Annotated in this window: 12 protein-coding genes; 7 read left to right on the top strand and 5 right to left on the bottom strand. The window is 45.4% G+C overall.

The window, feature by feature from the left end; translation table 11 throughout:
- Positions 1-5: 5 nt before the first annotated feature.
- The 3 genes from AB4484_RS03375 (at position 6) to AB4484_RS03365 (ending at position 5,221) form a co-directional block, all read left to right on the top strand.
- Positions 6-3,098 carry a tetrathionate reductase subunit A gene (locus tag AB4484_RS03375; RefSeq protein WP_372076439.1) on the top strand — a complete coding sequence of 1,031 codons (3,093 nt, stop codon included), beginning with the start codon at positions 6-8 and terminating at the stop codon, positions 3,096-3,098.
- A gap of 410 nt (positions 3,099-3,508) precedes the next feature.
- On the top strand, positions 3,509-4,150 hold the full coding sequence (locus AB4484_RS03370) for a cytochrome c (RefSeq protein WP_372076437.1): 642 nt from the start codon (positions 3,509-3,511) through the stop codon (positions 4,148-4,150).
- 9 nt (positions 4,151-4,159) lie between these two features.
- The gene (locus AB4484_RS03365; protein ID WP_372076435.1) at positions 4,160-5,221 is read left to right on the top strand and encodes a c-type cytochrome; all 1,062 of its coding nucleotides are present in this window, start codon (positions 4,160-4,162) and stop codon (positions 5,219-5,221) included.
- A 142-nt stretch (positions 5,222-5,363) separates the two neighbouring features.
- Here the strand turns inward: AB4484_RS03365 and AB4484_RS03360 are convergent, their stop codons facing one another.
- Positions 5,364-6,293: a LysR family transcriptional regulator gene (locus tag AB4484_RS03360; protein ID WP_059017577.1), complete on the bottom strand. Its 930-nt coding sequence runs from the start codon at positions 6,291-6,293 to the stop codon at positions 5,364-5,366.
- A 26-nt stretch (positions 6,294-6,319) separates the two neighbouring features.
- The gene (locus AB4484_RS03355; RefSeq protein WP_372076433.1) at positions 6,320-6,760 is read right to left on the bottom strand and encodes an Lrp/AsnC family transcriptional regulator; all 441 of its coding nucleotides are present in this window, start codon (positions 6,758-6,760) and stop codon (positions 6,320-6,322) included.
- A gap of 141 nt (positions 6,761-6,901) precedes the next feature.
- Between AB4484_RS03355 and AB4484_RS03350 the strand changes: the two genes are divergently transcribed.
- Entirely contained in the window at positions 6,902-7,486 is a 585-nt protein-coding gene (locus tag AB4484_RS03350) for a LysE family translocator (RefSeq protein WP_017058847.1), read from the top strand.
- A gap of 52 nt (positions 7,487-7,538) precedes the next feature.
- Here the strand turns inward: AB4484_RS03350 and AB4484_RS03345 are convergent, their stop codons facing one another.
- Positions 7,539-7,928 carry a DUF1294 domain-containing protein gene (locus AB4484_RS03345; RefSeq protein WP_372076431.1) on the bottom strand — a complete coding sequence of 130 codons (390 nt, stop codon included), beginning with the start codon at positions 7,926-7,928 and terminating at the stop codon, positions 7,539-7,541.
- Between the two features lie 154 nt (positions 7,929-8,082).
- Here AB4484_RS03345 and AB4484_RS03340 point away from each other — a divergent pair, with 154 nt between their 5' ends.
- The gene (locus tag AB4484_RS03340; protein WP_372076429.1) at positions 8,083-9,849 is read left to right on the top strand and encodes an alpha-amylase family protein; all 1,767 of its coding nucleotides are present in this window, start codon (positions 8,083-8,085) and stop codon (positions 9,847-9,849) included.
- A gap of 73 nt (positions 9,850-9,922) precedes the next feature.
- Here AB4484_RS03340 and AB4484_RS03335 read toward each other — a convergent pair whose 3' ends face one another.
- Positions 9,923-10,750 (bottom strand): MalM family protein, encoded by an 828-nt coding sequence (locus tag AB4484_RS03335; RefSeq protein WP_372076427.1) that lies wholly within the window; start codon positions 10,748-10,750, stop codon positions 9,923-9,925.
- 165 nt (positions 10,751-10,915) lie between these two features.
- On the bottom strand, positions 10,916-12,280 hold the full coding sequence (gene lamB / locus AB4484_RS03330) for a maltoporin LamB (RefSeq protein ID WP_372076425.1): 1,365 nt from the start codon (positions 12,278-12,280) through the stop codon (positions 10,916-10,918).
- Between the two features lie 434 nt (positions 12,281-12,714).
- Between lamB and glgX the strand changes: the two genes are divergently transcribed.
- Positions 12,715-14,709 (top strand): glycogen debranching protein GlgX, encoded by a 1,995-nt coding sequence (gene glgX / locus AB4484_RS03325; protein ID WP_372076423.1) that lies wholly within the window; start codon positions 12,715-12,717, stop codon positions 14,707-14,709.
- 231 nt (positions 14,710-14,940) lie between these two features.
- Positions 14,941-16,683 (top strand): diguanylate cyclase, encoded by a 1,743-nt coding sequence (locus tag AB4484_RS03320; protein ID WP_372076421.1) that lies wholly within the window; start codon positions 14,941-14,943, stop codon positions 16,681-16,683.
- The last annotated feature ends 96 nt before the right edge of the window (positions 16,684-16,779 follow it).

The raw sequence follows: 16,779 nt of genomic DNA, 5'->3' as shown, positions 1-16,779 counted from the left end.
TCATCATGGATAACAAACGTCGTCAATTTTTGAAAACAGGCCTTGCTGCCGGTGGTGTTGGAGCTTTTGCTGCTGGTTATGCGACAACCACAAAGCACATGGTTCACGGTGCTATCGATGGCACCGCGGGTAAGAAAACCAACCACATCCACCACGGTAATTCGTTAGAGACAGAATACAGTGTCGATGAGCAAGGTAAGATCTCGCCGAATCCAAACCAACGCGTAGCACCATCAATGTGTTTCGGTTGCTGGACACTGTGTGGCTTGCGTGTACGTATCGATAATCGCAACGACGAGATCTTGCGTATCTCAGGTAACCCATACCACCCGCTATCAAGTGATCAGCAAATCCCGTTCAAAACCCCCGTAAAAGACGCCTATATTGGCTTGTCTGGTGAATCAGGAATCAATAACCGCTCGACAGCCTGCGCTCGTGGTAACGGCATGTTAGAGATTCAAAACAGCCCTTACCGAATCACTCAACCGCTGAAACGTGTCGGTAAACGCGGTGAAGGCAAGTGGGAACCGATCAGCTACGAACAGCTAATATCTGAGATCACCGAGGGTGGTAACTTGTTCGGTGAAGGCGAAGTTGAAGGCTTACGATCGATTCGCGATATCGAAACACTACTTGATCCGAACAACCCTGAATATGGTCCTAAAGCGAACCAGTTATTGGTGACTAATGCCGGAAATGAAGGCCGTGACGACATCTTGAAGCGCTTTGCATTTAACAGCTACGGCACACGCAACTTTGGTCACCACGGCTCTTACTGTGGTTACGCGTTCCGTGCGGGTTCAGGTGCGATCATGAACGATCTAGACAAGTTCTCGCACTTAAAACCAGATTTCAACAACGCAGAGTTCATTCTTTTCATCGGTATGTCTCCGGCTCAAGCGGGTAACCCGTTCAAGCGTCAAGCAAGACAATTGGCTGAGGCTCGTACCAACGGAAAACTCAGCTACACCATAGTGACACCAAGCCTTCCAGCAGGATCGTCAAGCCTTGCGGCGGGCGATCGCAATAACTGGCTACCGATCAAACCGGGCACCGATTCAGCATTAGTTCTTGGCATGATCCAATGGATCATCGAAAACCAACGCTACAATCACGACTTCTTGTCTCGCCCAAGTGCGCAAGCGATGAAAAAAGCAGGCACCACACACTGGTGTAATGCTTCACACCTTGTGATCAGTGATGAATCGCACCCACAAAACGGACGCATGCTTCGCGCATCGGATATGGGTTTACTAGAAACGGGCGAACCGCTATCTGACGATGATGCATTTATCACACTAGATGTGACAACGTCACTTTTGGCATCACATATTCAGGTGAATGAAGCGGCTCTGTTCGTCGATCAAGATGTAGAAATCGATGGTCAGACTGTTCGCGTTAAATCTTCTCTACAAAGATTGAAAGAAGAAGCCTTCAAATATGACCTTGCTTACTACAGCGAGCAGTGTGAAATCCCACAAGACCAGATTATTGCGCTAGCAAAACGCTTTACCAGCTACGGTACGAAAGCAGTCGTGGATACTCACGGTGGCAACATGCACACCAACGGCTTCTACAACTCGTTCTCTATTCTGATGCTGAACGCGCTGATCGGTAACATCAACGCGAAAGGCGGTGCGATGGCGAAAGCGGGCGGCTACCCAACTTCGGTTGCAGGCCCACGTTACGACTTTACCAAGTTTAAAGGTAAGACTAAGCCTCAAGGTGTGTTCTTGTCCCGCAGCAAGTTCCCGTATCAAAAAACCAGCGAATACAAGCGTCGCGTTGCCGCAGGTGAATCACCTTACCCAACGCGCGCGCCGTGGTACCCAATCTCAGCACCGCTTTTAACTGAGCACTTATCAGCTGCAATTGATGGCTACCCTTACCGAGCAAAGGCATGGATCAACCACATGGCGAACCCACTTTATGGTGTTCCGGGTTTAGACAACTTGCTGGGTGAAAAGCTTAAGGATCCAAAACAGCTTGGTTTGATCGTGTCTATCGATGCCTTCATCAATGAGACCACAGCGTTATCGGATTACCTCGTGCCAGACACAGTGACCTACGAAAGCTGGGGCATGGCAACACCTTGGCATGGCGTTGCAACTAAAGCGATCACCGCTCGCTGGCCGATTGTCGAACCTAAAACCTCACGCACTCAAGACGGACGTGCCATCAACCTAGAGAACTTCTTTATTGATCTAGCGAAAACGCTTGGCCTAGGTGGCTTCGGCGACAACGTAATCAAAGACAATCAAGGTAACTGGCACGGTATTCATAGCGCTGAAGACTTCTACCTGCGCTCGGCTGCTAACTTAGCGTTCGTAAAAGGTGGCGTGCCGAATGTAGACGCGGAAGATATTGTTTGGTCTGGTCTAGAACGCCTAGTGCCTGTGATGAACAAAACGCTCAAGCCCGAAGAGATGCTCAAAGTAGCGTATATCTTTGCGCGTGGCGGTCGTTTTGAAGACGCCACTAATGCCTACACCAATGAAACCATGAAGTACAAATGGACCAAACCACTGGCTATTTGGAATGAAAAGCTCGGTACTTCTCGCAACACCATCAGTGGTGAGCAGTACATGGGTTGCCCGACATGGTATCCACAAAAGCTGGCAGATGGCACACCTTTGGCAGAGCAGTTCCCAGCAAAAGAGTGGCCATTTACGCTAACCAACTTTAAGTCCAATATTCACAGTGCGGTCTCTAATTTGTCACCACGCTTGGAATCGATTAAAGGAGTAAATCCGGTTTACATCCACCCGCAAGACGCTTCTTCTGCGGGTATCAAAACCGGTGACGTGTTTGCTATTGAAACACCGAGCTCAACCACACATGCGTTGGCGATGGTGATTGATGGCATCAAACCCGGTACATTAGGCTTTGAACACGGCTTTGGTCATAAAGAACTCGGTGAGCGTGCGCACTGGATCGGTGATACACAACAACCTGTGAAGATGAAGTCGAACGATGGCGTTAACATCAATGATATTGGCTTAATTGACCCGACCAGAGAAGGCAAAGGCGTGATGTTGGATTGGGTTGTGGGCGCAGCAGCAAGACAAGCGCTTCCGGCTAAAATCTACAAAGTCTAGACGTTCAAACCTCCCCTATTTCAGTCAAATCAAGACTGAGCACAGTAGAGCAACTTCGCCATTCGAGGTTGCTCTTCTTTTTAAGCTATTCAACGCCCAACCATCAATTCTTTACATCACTTCCCTGCAAGTTTCTCTCCTAGCCCCATCAAGCGTCTATGCTTATACAATCGGTGCCATAAAAGAGCCTTAACAAGCAGTCACACCGAGGCGAACATGGCAGTTCCCTTGCACTTCGTTAACGGTAGTTGGATTCGCCTATCGAAATCCACACTAATACCATTGTGGTGATTGAGGTTATTAATGTGAGACTTACCTCAAGTTCCCAGTGAATTAATGTGGAAATCCACAATAGCGCGAACAACCAATTATGTCGAAAATGCGTGCATTACAACCAATAGCGACGCCTCATGATTAAGCTGAACATAAAAACTCAAACTCTAACGCTTTGCATCGCTGCTCTAGGAAGCCTTTCTTTATCCGGTTTTGCACAAGCAGCGCCTAATCCAATGCCAGAAGCCGCAGAAACCTGTAGCGGTTGCCACCAAGCCGACGGGAAAGGCATGCCCAACATCGCACCGATGCTTGCAGGGCTCAATGCTGATTACCTCGAACATCAGCTTGTTCTGTTCTCAAGTGGTGAGCGTCAAAGCGCGATCATGAAAGGCATGGCTGATGGTGTCTCTGATCCTGCGATTCGTCGTGAAGTTGCAGAATACTTCGCTTCATTATCTTCATACGACTTCACCGATTTAGAACAACGCGGCTCACAAGCCGATATCGACAATCCCTATCGTAAACTTGTATTCCAAGGCGATTGGAATCGAAACATTCCAGCTTGTGCAACCTGTCATGGGCCAAGTGGTATGGGTGTCGACAAGTTCCCACGCCTAGCGAGCCAGCATGCCGACTACATTCAGACTCAGCTCAACGCTTGGAAAAACGGCACTCGTAAGGGTGATGATTTAAACATGATGGGCAATATCGCCGGCAAGTTGACCGACGATGAGATCAAAAACCTCTCTTACTACTTCGCATCTTTCCGATACTAAAGGGCTCGCATGAAAACATTACTTCTAATTACCGCAACCCTTTCCTCTGGAATCGCTTATGCCGAAGCTGAGTTGCCCGATCGCCAAACCGAACTGCCAGCAGTAGAGAAACCTCAAGATAACAAATATCTGGTGCCACGCGACTTGGTTGATATTCCTGATGGGGAATTTGGTGACAAAGTAAAACTGGGCTATTCCCTGTTTGTCGATTCACAACAGATGCGTGGTACATTCGTCGGCAACGAGCAAAACTGTGTCAACTGCCACATGCAAGCGGGCATGAAGCCTAACGCTGCCCCTCTTTGGGGTGCGTACATGGCCTACCCTGCGTATCGTTCCAAGAATGACAAGGTAAACAGCTACGCAGAACGTATCCAAGGTTGCTTCACCTACTCAATGAATGGTCTGCCACCGGCTGAGGGTTCAAAAGAGATGGTCGCACTGACGGCTTATTCATACTGGCTGGCAATGGGCGGCATCTTAGACAAGAACGACATGCAAGATACACCCGTTCCTGAGATCAGCGATGCTGACTTACAAGTCGGTGGTAAAGCAGAAAGCTTCCCTCTTCCTGAAGAGCTGTTAAGCAAATACCCAATCGATGATCGTAGTAAGTTGGCAGGGCGTGGCTACCCTAAGATTGATAACCCTGAACAAGAGCCGTCAATAGCGCGTGGTGAAAAGGTTTACCAAACCAGCTGCCAAACCTGCCATGGTCAAAATGGTGAAGGTATTAAAGGATCAGACGGCCGTTCATACTTCCCACCACTGTGGGGCGAAAACGCGTATAACTGGGGCGCGGGTATGCACCGCGTGAACACCGCTGCCTACTTTATCTATGAAAACATGCCGCTTGGAAAGAGCCAGCAGCTTTCGATTCAAGATGCTTGGGATGTGGCTGCATTTGTGAATAGTCATGAACGCCCACAAGATCCTAGATACAAGGGTGATGTTGCTGGCAATGCTAAGCGATACCACAATCACCAAGGCTACTATGGCAAAGAAGTTGATGGACATGTGCTGGGCACCAAAGCCTATCCGAGTGGTAAAGAAGCGATTCATGAGCATTGATAGGTATTAGTGAGCATGAGCCGTTCACGCCAGCTATAGCTAAGCTTTACATTGTAAATCAGCTATAGTCAGAGGAATAAAAAGGAGCCAGATCGTTCGACGTTCTGGCTCCTTTTTTATGTTTGAACGATTAGCAATCCAGCTAACCTTGCTGCATCTTTTCCCAAATCGTCGGAGAGCCGATATAGTCTTGAACCGTGGTAATGAACTCTTTGACCAGTTTGGTCTGTTTACGATGCGGATACACAGCGTAGATTGCAGTATCAATCGTCGAAATCGGGTAATCAGGAAGTAAAGTGACTAAGCCGAGCTCTTTCATTGAGGCATACAGGTTTGATTGATCAAGGAAGCCATATCCTAAGCCATCTTTCACACAAGAGACCATGGTGCGAACATCACTCACCTTATAGTTACCACGAATCGTCAGGCTTTGAAAAGTGTCGCCATGCGGCTCTTCACTGATACGCAGATGATCAACCGTCATATCTCCATTGGTATAAATCACAGCAGGTAGCGCGAGCAAATCTTGTGGCGTTTTCGGTTCACCGTGCTCCTTCACAAAATCGTTTGATGCGACCAACATGAAGTTACTGTCGGCAATCTTCTTCGCGATCAAGTTCGATTCAACGAGCTTACTGAAACGAAACGCGATATCAAACTGCCCGGCAATGATGTTGGCGATTTTGTCATCTAGAGAAAGAACGATCTGAACATCAGGGTACTTCCTCATGAACTGAGTGATGATAGGTTGCAAGTATTGCTGCCCAAAATAGATCGGTGAAGTAATTCGTAGCACACCTTTGGGTTCAGACTGGTATGAATCTGCAATGCCTTGTATCTGATTGATGGTGTCTTTCAGCACATAGGTTTGTGCGAGAATATCCTCTCCCGCCGACGTCAACGAAAACGAGCGTGTAGAGCGGTTGAGTAGCTGAACACCTAAATCTTGCTCGAGCTTTTTGATCTGTTTAGAGAGTGATGAGTTGTCCATATCGTGCAAGGTTGCCGCTTTGGTAAACGACCCTTGTTGAACCACATCTAAGAACAATAACAACTGATTGGTATTTGGCACTGCGCCTCTCCTGAAATAAAACTCGACTAGCGTTCGTCTTTAGGGGTGTCCATCACAACCATAGTCGTAATAGATTGCACCTGAGCACATTCCCCAAGCACATCGGCATGAAACTTCTTATAGCCCGGTAGGTCTTTGGTTTCTACCCTTAGCAAATACTCGTTGGCACCGGTAATGTTGTGACACTCCACCACCTCTTTTTCCATACTGACGTGCTGTTCAAACTCCAGCTGAGCCGCTTTGCTGTGGCTTGATAAACCAATCGAAACATAAGCAATAAAACCGCCCCCCATCAGCCCATTATCCAGAACCGCTCGGTAACCTTGAATGATACCTTTACGCTCAAGATCCTGGACGCGTCTTAAGGTCGCAGAAGCCGACAAGCCAATCCGTTCTGAAAGCTCAATGTTGGAGATTCTGCCGTCCAATTTAAGCTCTTGCAATATCCTTTCGTCAAATCTATCCATAACTACTTATTATTGTGCATTTAGTGATAATAGAGGAAATAAAAGCACATAATTGCCCCACTTTCCACCTACTATGTTTCTCAACACGTGAAAGTCATGACCGGTCAGTCACTTCGTTCATTTTACTGCTGGAGAATCACAATGCCTTTGGAACAACTTAGCGCACTTGCCTTGTTTGCGTTTGTCTCGACCTTCACACCAGGTCCAAATAACATCATGCTCATGACATCAGGAGCAAATGTTGGCTTTGCCCGCACTATTCCGCACATGCTTGGCATTGCTCTAGGGTTTGCTGCCATGTTGCTGCTGGTTGGTTTCGGCTTGATGGGCATTTTCAACGCTTATCCGGTTACTCACCAAATATTGAAATACCTAAGCCTTGCTTACCTCGTGTACCTTGCAATTAAGATAGCACTGAGCGGCAAAGCCAAAAGCACCGAGGCTTATAAGCCAATGACCTTCATCGGCGCGGCAAGTTTTCAGTGGGTGAACCCTAAAGGTTGGTCGATGGCACTGACGGCGATTTCAGTCTATAGCAGCGGCAGTTCATGGTGGGAGCTTGCGATCATCGCAGGTATCTTCACGCTAGCCAACTTGCCTTCTGTGACCTTCTGGACAGCGGCAGGCAAGCAACTGCAACACTGGTTAACAACGCCCGTCCGTATCAAAAGCTTTAACTACGGTATGGCGGGCTTGCTTCTAGCATCGACGATTCCGATGTTGTAACTAGATAGCTGCCCCAAGATGGTTAGTAAGTGATTACTAGCCATCAATTTCGTTACAAGTATCCAATAACCTCGTTAAGCCAACGCCCAAATATCGCCTGCCCGCTCGGGGTTAACGTCCACACAAACGCCGCAACATTCATTGCCACTGTCAGCCAATAAATAGATCTGAACGGCTGCTTTTGCGTTTTATGACGCAGCTTATCTTGAGCAATCAACGCCCCTAACCAGCCACCAGCAACTGAAAAGATGTGTAAGGTTTTCTCTGGCACACGCCAATTGCCATTGGTCGCTGCTCGCTTGTCCTTCGCGTACACAAAAAACGTCACCACACCGATAACCAAATACCACACCAACAGCGCTTTAGAACTTTCCGCAAACAACACAGATACCGCCACCAGAACCAAATAGGTGATAACGATTTGAATAGATGAAGACAACATGACTCCTTTTGGGCAACAGCTCACATACTGTGGCAGTTACGCCCTGTAGATTTTGATAAGGATGAGTAAGGCATATTGTAATTCGGTTAGCCTGCAAAGAATAAACAAGCCCTTTCATCCCTACATAACATGATGGAAGTTAAAGGAATTATATATGTACAACCAAAAGTACGCCATCTACCAAGTTTTTACGCGTTTATTTGGCAATAAAAACACCCAACATGTTCCATGGGGCACAATCGAGCAAAATGGCGTCGGTAAGTTCAGTGATTTTACCGACAAAGCGCTGTCTGAAATCCGCAAACTCGGTATGACTCATATTTGGTATACCGGAGTGCCACATCACGCCATCATCAATGATTACAAACACATCGGGATTTCAGACGATCACCCGAGCGTGGTAAAAGGCCGTGCAGGATCACCTTATGCGGTAAAAGATTACTACTCAGTCAATCCAGACCTCGCTGAGAATCCTGATCGCCGTTTGGAAGAGTTCGAAGCACTAATCAAAAGAAGTCACGACAATGGTTTAAAAGTGATTATCGATATCGTACCGAATCACGTTGCGCGTCATTATAAAGGCTTAAACAACCCAGAAGATGTCAGTGACTTCGGCGCTCAAGATGACACAACGCTGGAATACCATAGAGACAATAACTTCTACTACATTCCCAACAGCACCTTTGAATTGCCAGACATAAAGCCCGCCTTTACGCCGCTAGGTGGTGAACAGCACCCTAGCCTAAGCTCCCCATTTATCGAAACGCCAGCCAAATGGACGGGCAATGGATCACGCTTAGCTAAACCTAATTTCGACGATTGGTATGAAACCGTGAAGATCAATTACGGTGTGCGACCTGACGGTTCAAAAGATTTCCCTGAGCTACCCAAAGACTATGCCCAACGCGATTACCGAGAGCATCACCAATTCTGGGAATCGGTCGCTGTGCCTAGCTCTTGGGTGAAATTTCGAGATATAACATTGTTTTGGTTAGCCAAAGGCATTGATGGATTCCGTTACGACATGGCTGAAATGGTGCCTGTTGAGTTTTGGAGCTACCTCAACTCATCAATAAAGATGAAAAACCACGATGCCTTTCTGATGGCAGAGGTGTATCAGCCGGACTTGTACCGCGAATACATTCACTTAGGCAAAATGGACTATCTATACGACAAAGTTGACCTATACGATGGTCTCAAAGCCATCATGCAAGGCAAGGCTTCAACGGCAATCATCCCTGAAATCCAACATCAAATGATGGATATTGAACATCACATGCTGCACTTCTTGGACAATCACGATGAGCAACGCATCGCTTCTCCCGAGTTCGTTGGCAATCCACATGTCGCAAAGCCTGCGATGCTAGTCAGCGCGTTATTGAGTAGTTCTCCAACCATGATCTACTTTGGGCAAGAAGTCGGAGAACCCGGTGCAGAGAATTCAGGCTTTGGACAGCCCTCACGAACTTCCATATTTGACTACATCGGAGTCCCACAACACCAAAAGTGGATGAATAATGGTGCGTTCGATGGTGAGTTACTAACCAATAACGAAAAGCAACTGCGTCACTTCTATCAAAAGGTAATGAACTTCTCGCTAGAGCACTCTTCAATGATGGGGCTGTACCTAGACTTACACCAGAGCAATAATTTGAGTGATTCGGTTTACGCATTTCTGCGCTATAACGAACAAGAGCTGACCATCGTTGCTGCAAATTTCAACCAACATGCCACCGAGAATATTCACCTAGAGATTTCACATGACGTCATTCAAAAACTCAAATTAGTTGATGGGCGTTACATACTCAATGAACACATTGAAGGCATAGCGCAACAAGTGTTGGACATTAAGAACAGTGTTGGCAATTTTAATATTGAATTGAAACCGCTGGCGTCTTTGGCTTGGGTGTTAAATATTTAATAAGATAGAAAGAGTAAACACCCGAAGCAGTTAGTAATAATATAGAACTGCTTCGAGTGTTGGGGGTCTATAGCTATTTTTTATTGACGGCTTTTACAAAGGCTTCTTGTGCGCCTTCAATACCCAATGCTTTTGCTTCATCTAATAAGCTAAGTGCTTTTGGAATATTGTCTGCGTCTACTGCTGCTTGAATGGCATTATGGTAGTAAGTTTGTGTTTCTGGTTGAATCGTATCGATCTTAGTCGCAGCGGCTGGTTTAGCGTTAGATTCGCTGCTTGAACCAAACGAGAAGAAGCTCGCTTTATCAATAGTAACTTCTATCTTACCAACGTTAGCATTTGGAATTGGAATATCTTTGACCTCAGGTAAATAATTACCCCGGCCTTCCGCATCTAAACGAGCTGGGTGAATCACATCAGTAAAGCCACCAATCTCTTGCTGATCAGTGTAAACCACTAAGAAAACAGAGTCTTCTGTACGTGGTGGGAAAAACTCTTTTTCGGCAACAAGTCTATTACCCAAGTGCATTCTAGGCTTCTTATATTCAAAGTCGCTTTGGCCGTAGCTTTCTAACTCTTTACCATTTTTATCGTAGATTACTGCACGTGGGACAAATGCTGTATCTCCAATCAAACTTGAAATTGTTAATGAATACTCGCCGCGATTCGCTGGAAGCTCAACTGCAACCACAGGGCTATTAATCGACTGGTAGTTCAGGTATTGGCTTTCTGGCGTAACATCAAAAATTACAGAACTCGGTAATTTCATTGCTGCAAACTGAAGTCCAGCAATAGAGTTAACTTGTTCAGCCTGCGCCACTTGCACTTGCTCGACTACTTGTGCAGATTGACAACCGGCCAACGCAACACAGCCACTCAACATTAGAGCTTTAAAATACATAACCCTTCCTTTTTGTTATTTTTTTAAGAAATTTACTAACTTTAATTACCACAAAGAAAACTATTCACCTAGGGAACGATCCACTTAATCGTACATTCCTTAAAAAAATAGCCGACGCGAGCCGGCTATGAATTAGGACAGTTTAGGATTGGTTAAGCTAAGTGTTTACCACCAAGCTTCTGCTTGAATACCGAATACGTATTCAGTATCTTCACTTGTACCAAATGCATCGTCATTTTCAGTGTCTAGGATGTAAGAACCGTAAACACGGATTTCAGGACGAGCCCAGAAGCTGTCACCCATAGCCCAAGCTTGAGCTACCGTGAATTTAGCGTTACCGAAATCTTCTTTCGCTAGGCCGCCATCAGAAATTTTCTCACCAGCATTGTAGCCAGCTTCAAATACTGTGCGCATTGTGTCGTTCCACTTGTACATTGGACGAACTACAACAGAGTACTGGTCAATATCAAAGTTTTGGCCACTGTAGTTACCACTGCTATCTTTACCGCCGATGTCACTACCCGCTAGGTAAGCTAGTTGGTGACCCATTTCCCAAGATTCGCCAAGGTTCATTACACCCCAGTTGATCAAGCGGTAACCAGTTGCGTCATTTTGAGCGCCAGAGCGGTCATACCATGCGCCTGAACCACCGAAGCTAGACATTTGAGCACCGTAACCGTTAGTACCGTATTGAAGAACAGTTTGGTTAAAACCATTGTCCATACCTTGGTGAATGATACCAGTAACCATCAAGCCATCATCAGCTTGAACATCTTGACCACTTGATTCAGTCGCAAAGTTGTAAGCTAATGCAACTTCTAGAGACGCATCAGACCACAGGCCAATGTTTGCCAAGCGAACATCTGCAATATAACCGTTAACGCTTTCACCTTTATACTTATCAACAGTTTCAAAGTTATTAGGATCATTCTCGATAGCTAGCTCACATGCCTTGTCACCTTTACACGCAGCATATGCTTTAGATGCATCAGATGTCATTTGGCTTTGCTGTCCATCACCAACATTTTGTGAACCATTATCTTGAATTAACGCAACAGAAAGCTTTTGGTCGCCAATAGATAGGTTTTCAATACCACCACCAGTACCTGATGTGTTCAGGAAATAGAAGTCAGTGATGTGGATATCTTTACGTTGGTAGTATGTTTTACCAGCCCAAAGCGTTGCTTCTTTATCTGAAGCGATCACACCTTTAGCTTTAACAGCAAATTGTGCAACGTTGAAGTCGCCGTCTTCCCAACCATTTGCGCCGTCTGCACCAGAAGCAATCATTGACTCTAGACGCCACGTTTGCTCACCAGTTTTTAGTTCTTCTGCAAAACCAAACTCAGAGTAGTTGTCATTTTCGTTACCTAGACGACCAATACCATTTTTGTTTACAGATACGTCACCGCCAGAATTTCCGCTAATACCAGTACCAGCACGCATGTAACCATTAAAATCTACAGCGAACGCAGAGCCAGCAGCTAATGTAGTTGCCACTGCAGCAGCAATCAAACTTACTTTTTTCATTCTTAACTCCATTAAGGACGATTTATTTTAGGTTTTTATATTTTTGCTCTCTTGCGGCAACCAAAGGCAGTAATGGTAGTCGTAAGATAGAGAGGTTTAGGGTTTCCCCTGATTCGTTTCAACGGGGTCAATATTAAGAGGGGATGACAAGTTTGACTTCCTCCACCCCTAAGTTAATTAAGGGGGACTAGAGGGGAGTAGAAAATATACGGAACGGTGTTTTAAAGAGGTAGATCACTTAATCTAGGAGGAGTAGACAGCACACAGATCTAATTATTCAACATAAGTGAGATCTACTTCAAATATATAATTTGAACTTCATCGATGAATTATTTTTTTAACCGTAATTATTCTGTGAAGTTGCTTGACCTTACTGTGACAAAGCTTTTTACTTATAGTTCACTGATGTCGATAAACGAACAAGAAATCAAGCAATGACTAGAACGCTCGCTCGCCCTTATCCACTAGGCGCAACGCTAGGTAACACTGGCTGTAACTTTTCAATTTATTCTCCTGACTGTAAATCACTCTCTCTCGCTCTTTTTGACGAGAACGACGAATTCACCACTTATAAATTAGAAAATGAATACGCTGATATCAGATATGTCTTTATTGATGGTATTAAAGCGGGACAAAAATACGGTTTCATTGCAGAAACGGACAATGGCCCTATCCTGCTTTCAGACCCATATGCCAAAGCAATAAGCGAACCGCTCAATTACGTCACGCCATATACCAATGAAAAAAGCTTTGCGATGGCGAAATGTGTCGTTGTTGATGACACCTTCGATTGGCAAGATGTAGAAAAGCCACGCATTAGTCGCGAAGATACCGTTCTTTTTGAAACGCATGTAAAAGGTCTATCTCAACTGCACCCAGAAGTGGCAGCCAATACTAAAGGTCGTTACTTAGGGTTAGTGAGCCCTGAAATGCTAGCGTTCTACAAACAACAAAATATCAACTCTCTACAGCTTCTACCCGTTGCTGCGTGTATGCATGAACCTCATCTCTTGGACATGGATAAAGTGAACTATTGGGGTTACAACCCATACTTGTTCATGGTGCCAGATCCACGCTACGCAGAAAAAGACGCCGTTAATGAACTCAAAACCGCAATTCGTGAACTTCACCGCAATGGTATCGAAGTTATTCTAGACGTAGTGTACAACCACACGGCAGAAGGTGGCGAAGGTGGTACAACCTTCAACCTCAAAGCGCTAGATAGCCGCTACTACATTAAACATGGCTGCCATTACGCGAACTTTACGGGTTGTGGTAACACCGTTGATCTCACCCACCAGCCTGCACTCAACTTAGTGATGGATACGCTTCGCTACTGGGTGAGTGAATTCCAAGTCGACGGCTTCCGTTTTGATTTGGCTGCAACACTGGGGCGCGAAGGTGACAACTACAACCCTGAGGCTGCATTCTTTAAAGCTGTGGCTCAAGACCCTGTACTTAAAGAAACCAAGCTCATTGCAGAACCTTGGGACATCGGTCCGAATGGCTACCAAGTGGGTAATTTCCCGCTAGGCTGGAATGAGTGTAACGACAAACTACGAGACATCACACGTAGCTTCTGGCGCGGTGATCAAGGCTATCTGAAAGAGTTTGCAACCCGTTTGATGGGGTCACGCGATATCTACAGTGCAGCGCACTGGCCTTACAAATTAACCGTCAACTACATCACTTACCATGATGGCTTCACCATGCAGGATCTTGTTTCTTACAAGCACAAGCATAATGAAGAGAATGGTGAGAACAACCGCGATGGACACGGCGACAACCGCTCTGAAAACTACGGTGTTGAAGGTGAAACCGAAAACCTGTTAGTGATCGCGACACGTGAAAAGCAGAAGCGCAACTTCATGGCGAGCCTGCTGTTTGCTTTTGGTATTCCTCATATTTTGACGGCCGATGTGTTATCTCATACTCAAAAAGGTAACAACAACGCTTACTGCCAAGATGGCGTGACCAGCTGGCTTAACTGGGAAGATTCAGAGCGCAAGACTTACTTCAAGACTTGGTTATCTGAAATGATCTCTGCTCGTCAGCAATACATGGTGCCGTTTATTAAGGCATTCAGTGGCGAAAAGCGCAACTCTAACCGCATCTTCTGGAGCCGCGTAGATGGCACACTTATGGAGCATGACGACTGGAACCGCTTAAGCTCAGTAGCTTTGCATTTAGGTATTGGTAAAGATGGCGACGAGTTGATTTACCTTATCAACCAAACCAATGCGCCAGCACGTTTCTCGTTACCTAATGATCGTGAACAAAACTGGGTAACCATCTGTGATACCAACTCGCGAAACGTTAAACCAGGTCATGCAGAAGGTGAAATGTTGTTGTCGCCAACTTCGATGGCAATTTTGCACTACTCGCCAGATAAGACTGATTTGATTAAAGCAAAAGCTAAGTCAGCTTAATAAAACACCGAAAACCATAGAAGCCAGTTATATTTATAGCTGGCTTTTTTGTTAGCTGAATATCACAAAACTCATTTATCCATATGGAATCATTTGCATTGATGTGGTTAATGAAACTGTTTAGTATTGCCGTACTATAAAAATGAATCTATAACGTCTTTGGATATCATGGCTTTACCTAAAACATTAATTCGGCTTTTTAAACCATACATTATTTTATTAACTGGAGGGATGCTCTATCTTGCTGTGGCTCAGCTTGAAAAAGTAGAAACAGCAGCAACAGAACAATCATCAACAAACATTCGTATCGCAAGCTCTACCATTCGTTCCAACATCGAAGCCACATTCGGCAAACTCTATTTTTTAGAAACCAGTCTAGGCTTACCTAAAACGGCTCCGATCGGTGATGAAAAATTCAGAGAATTGAGTGATAATATTCTAAAAAGAACACCAAACTTCTCCGATATCGTTCGATACCAACCACAATCCCAACAATATATATCAAGTCGTGGATTACCTCTTTCCCATGAACAAATCGACTCCATAAAATGGAACTCAATAGACAGTGTGGTTGAGGATTTCTACATCTCTTCGATTTACCAAAAAGCAGATGGTCGTTGGGTATTCGCAGTTAAACACACGGCGGAAAGATTGAATGAAGAAATATGGATTGAGTTTGACCTTCTACACACCACACAAGGATTAAGAGACTTAAAAACACTTAACCATGGCTATGTGTTTGTGGTTGACCGAGCAACAGAACGACTGGTCTTCCACCCAGATCCAAAACGTATCGGAACTAAATCAGTCAGCTATCACGCAGGTATCAGCCATCAACTCTCACAAGGTGAAACCGTCGGTAAGCACGAATACTACTATCAAGATAACTTCAAAATATCGGTGTTTGACGCTGACAACAGCTTGAATTGGGTATTCATTGCAGGCACTGATCGCCATGATATCTTAACCAGCTCACACCAGTTTACTTTAACTGGCTTGGTGCTTGGTTCACTGCTTCTATTGTGGATTGGCGCAAACTATTTGGCTTATCGTTTGAACGTGTCCTTGTCGCAACTGAATAAAGTCGATGACCTTGTAAGCTTTAAGCGAGAGTTAAAATCCATACTGGATAGCTTCACCTACCAAAAAGGCATTCAATTCTGTCTCTATCAGCCTGAGAACCACTCATTCAGTACCATCGACTATCACGGAAACAAATCAACGGTACATTGTGACAAAGCCCTTGCAGAGCGATTCACACCGGACACCATGGCTTACCGAAGTGGTAAGTACGCCGACCCACTGGCGTGTAAACTCAAAATACACCAACGTCATTATTGTATTCCTTTGCACTCTCGCAAGCAGTTGATCGCAGTGCTCTATGTGAACGCAAACTTACCGATCAGCCAGAGTATTCTGCGAATGATCCGTGATTACACTGAGGTCTCTTTGTCTAACTTACTGCTTCAACATCAATTGAGTAGCAAAGACCTGATGACACAGTTAGACAATAAAAGCAGTTTCAGCATCGCCATCGAAAACTACGTGAGCGAGCCCGACACCTATGTCGCACTGCTTGATATCGATAACTTCGACCACGTAAACCGTGCCTACGGTGAAGCAGTCGGTGACAAGATGATCAAGCTGACTGCAGAATCGATACGTTATTACTTCCCGAAGCCGAAAGGACTTTGCTTGGCGCGTGTTGGAGGAAAGGAGTTCGCAGTATTGTTCAAAGCCAATGATGTGAAAGATGCCAAATTCCAGCTAGACCAGTGCAGAGTCGGAATCGCAGAGAAAACCATCGTCACTCCAGATATCACCTTATCACTAGGGGTTAGCGTGGGATACTCGCAAATAGAAGGCGAAACAGACTCAGCTTTAGCGCTGGCGGAACAAGCGAAACTTATCGCACAACAGCTTGGTAAGAACCGAGTGGAAGGCCATATCAGAGCCGTTGCCAAAGCATCGTAAACGCATTCCAACAAGCTTGTAGGCCATCACACACCACAAGCACCTAGGATTCACACCCTAGGTGCTTTTGTTTTTCTAGAAAGTCATTACAATGCG

The sequence above is a fragment of the Vibrio sp. 10N.261.46.A3 genome (assembly GCF_041472995.1).
Taxonomy (GTDB): Bacteria; Pseudomonadota; Gammaproteobacteria; order Enterobacterales; family Vibrionaceae; genus Vibrio; species Vibrio coralliirubri.
This window is presented reverse-complemented; position numbering and strand designations above follow the sequence as displayed.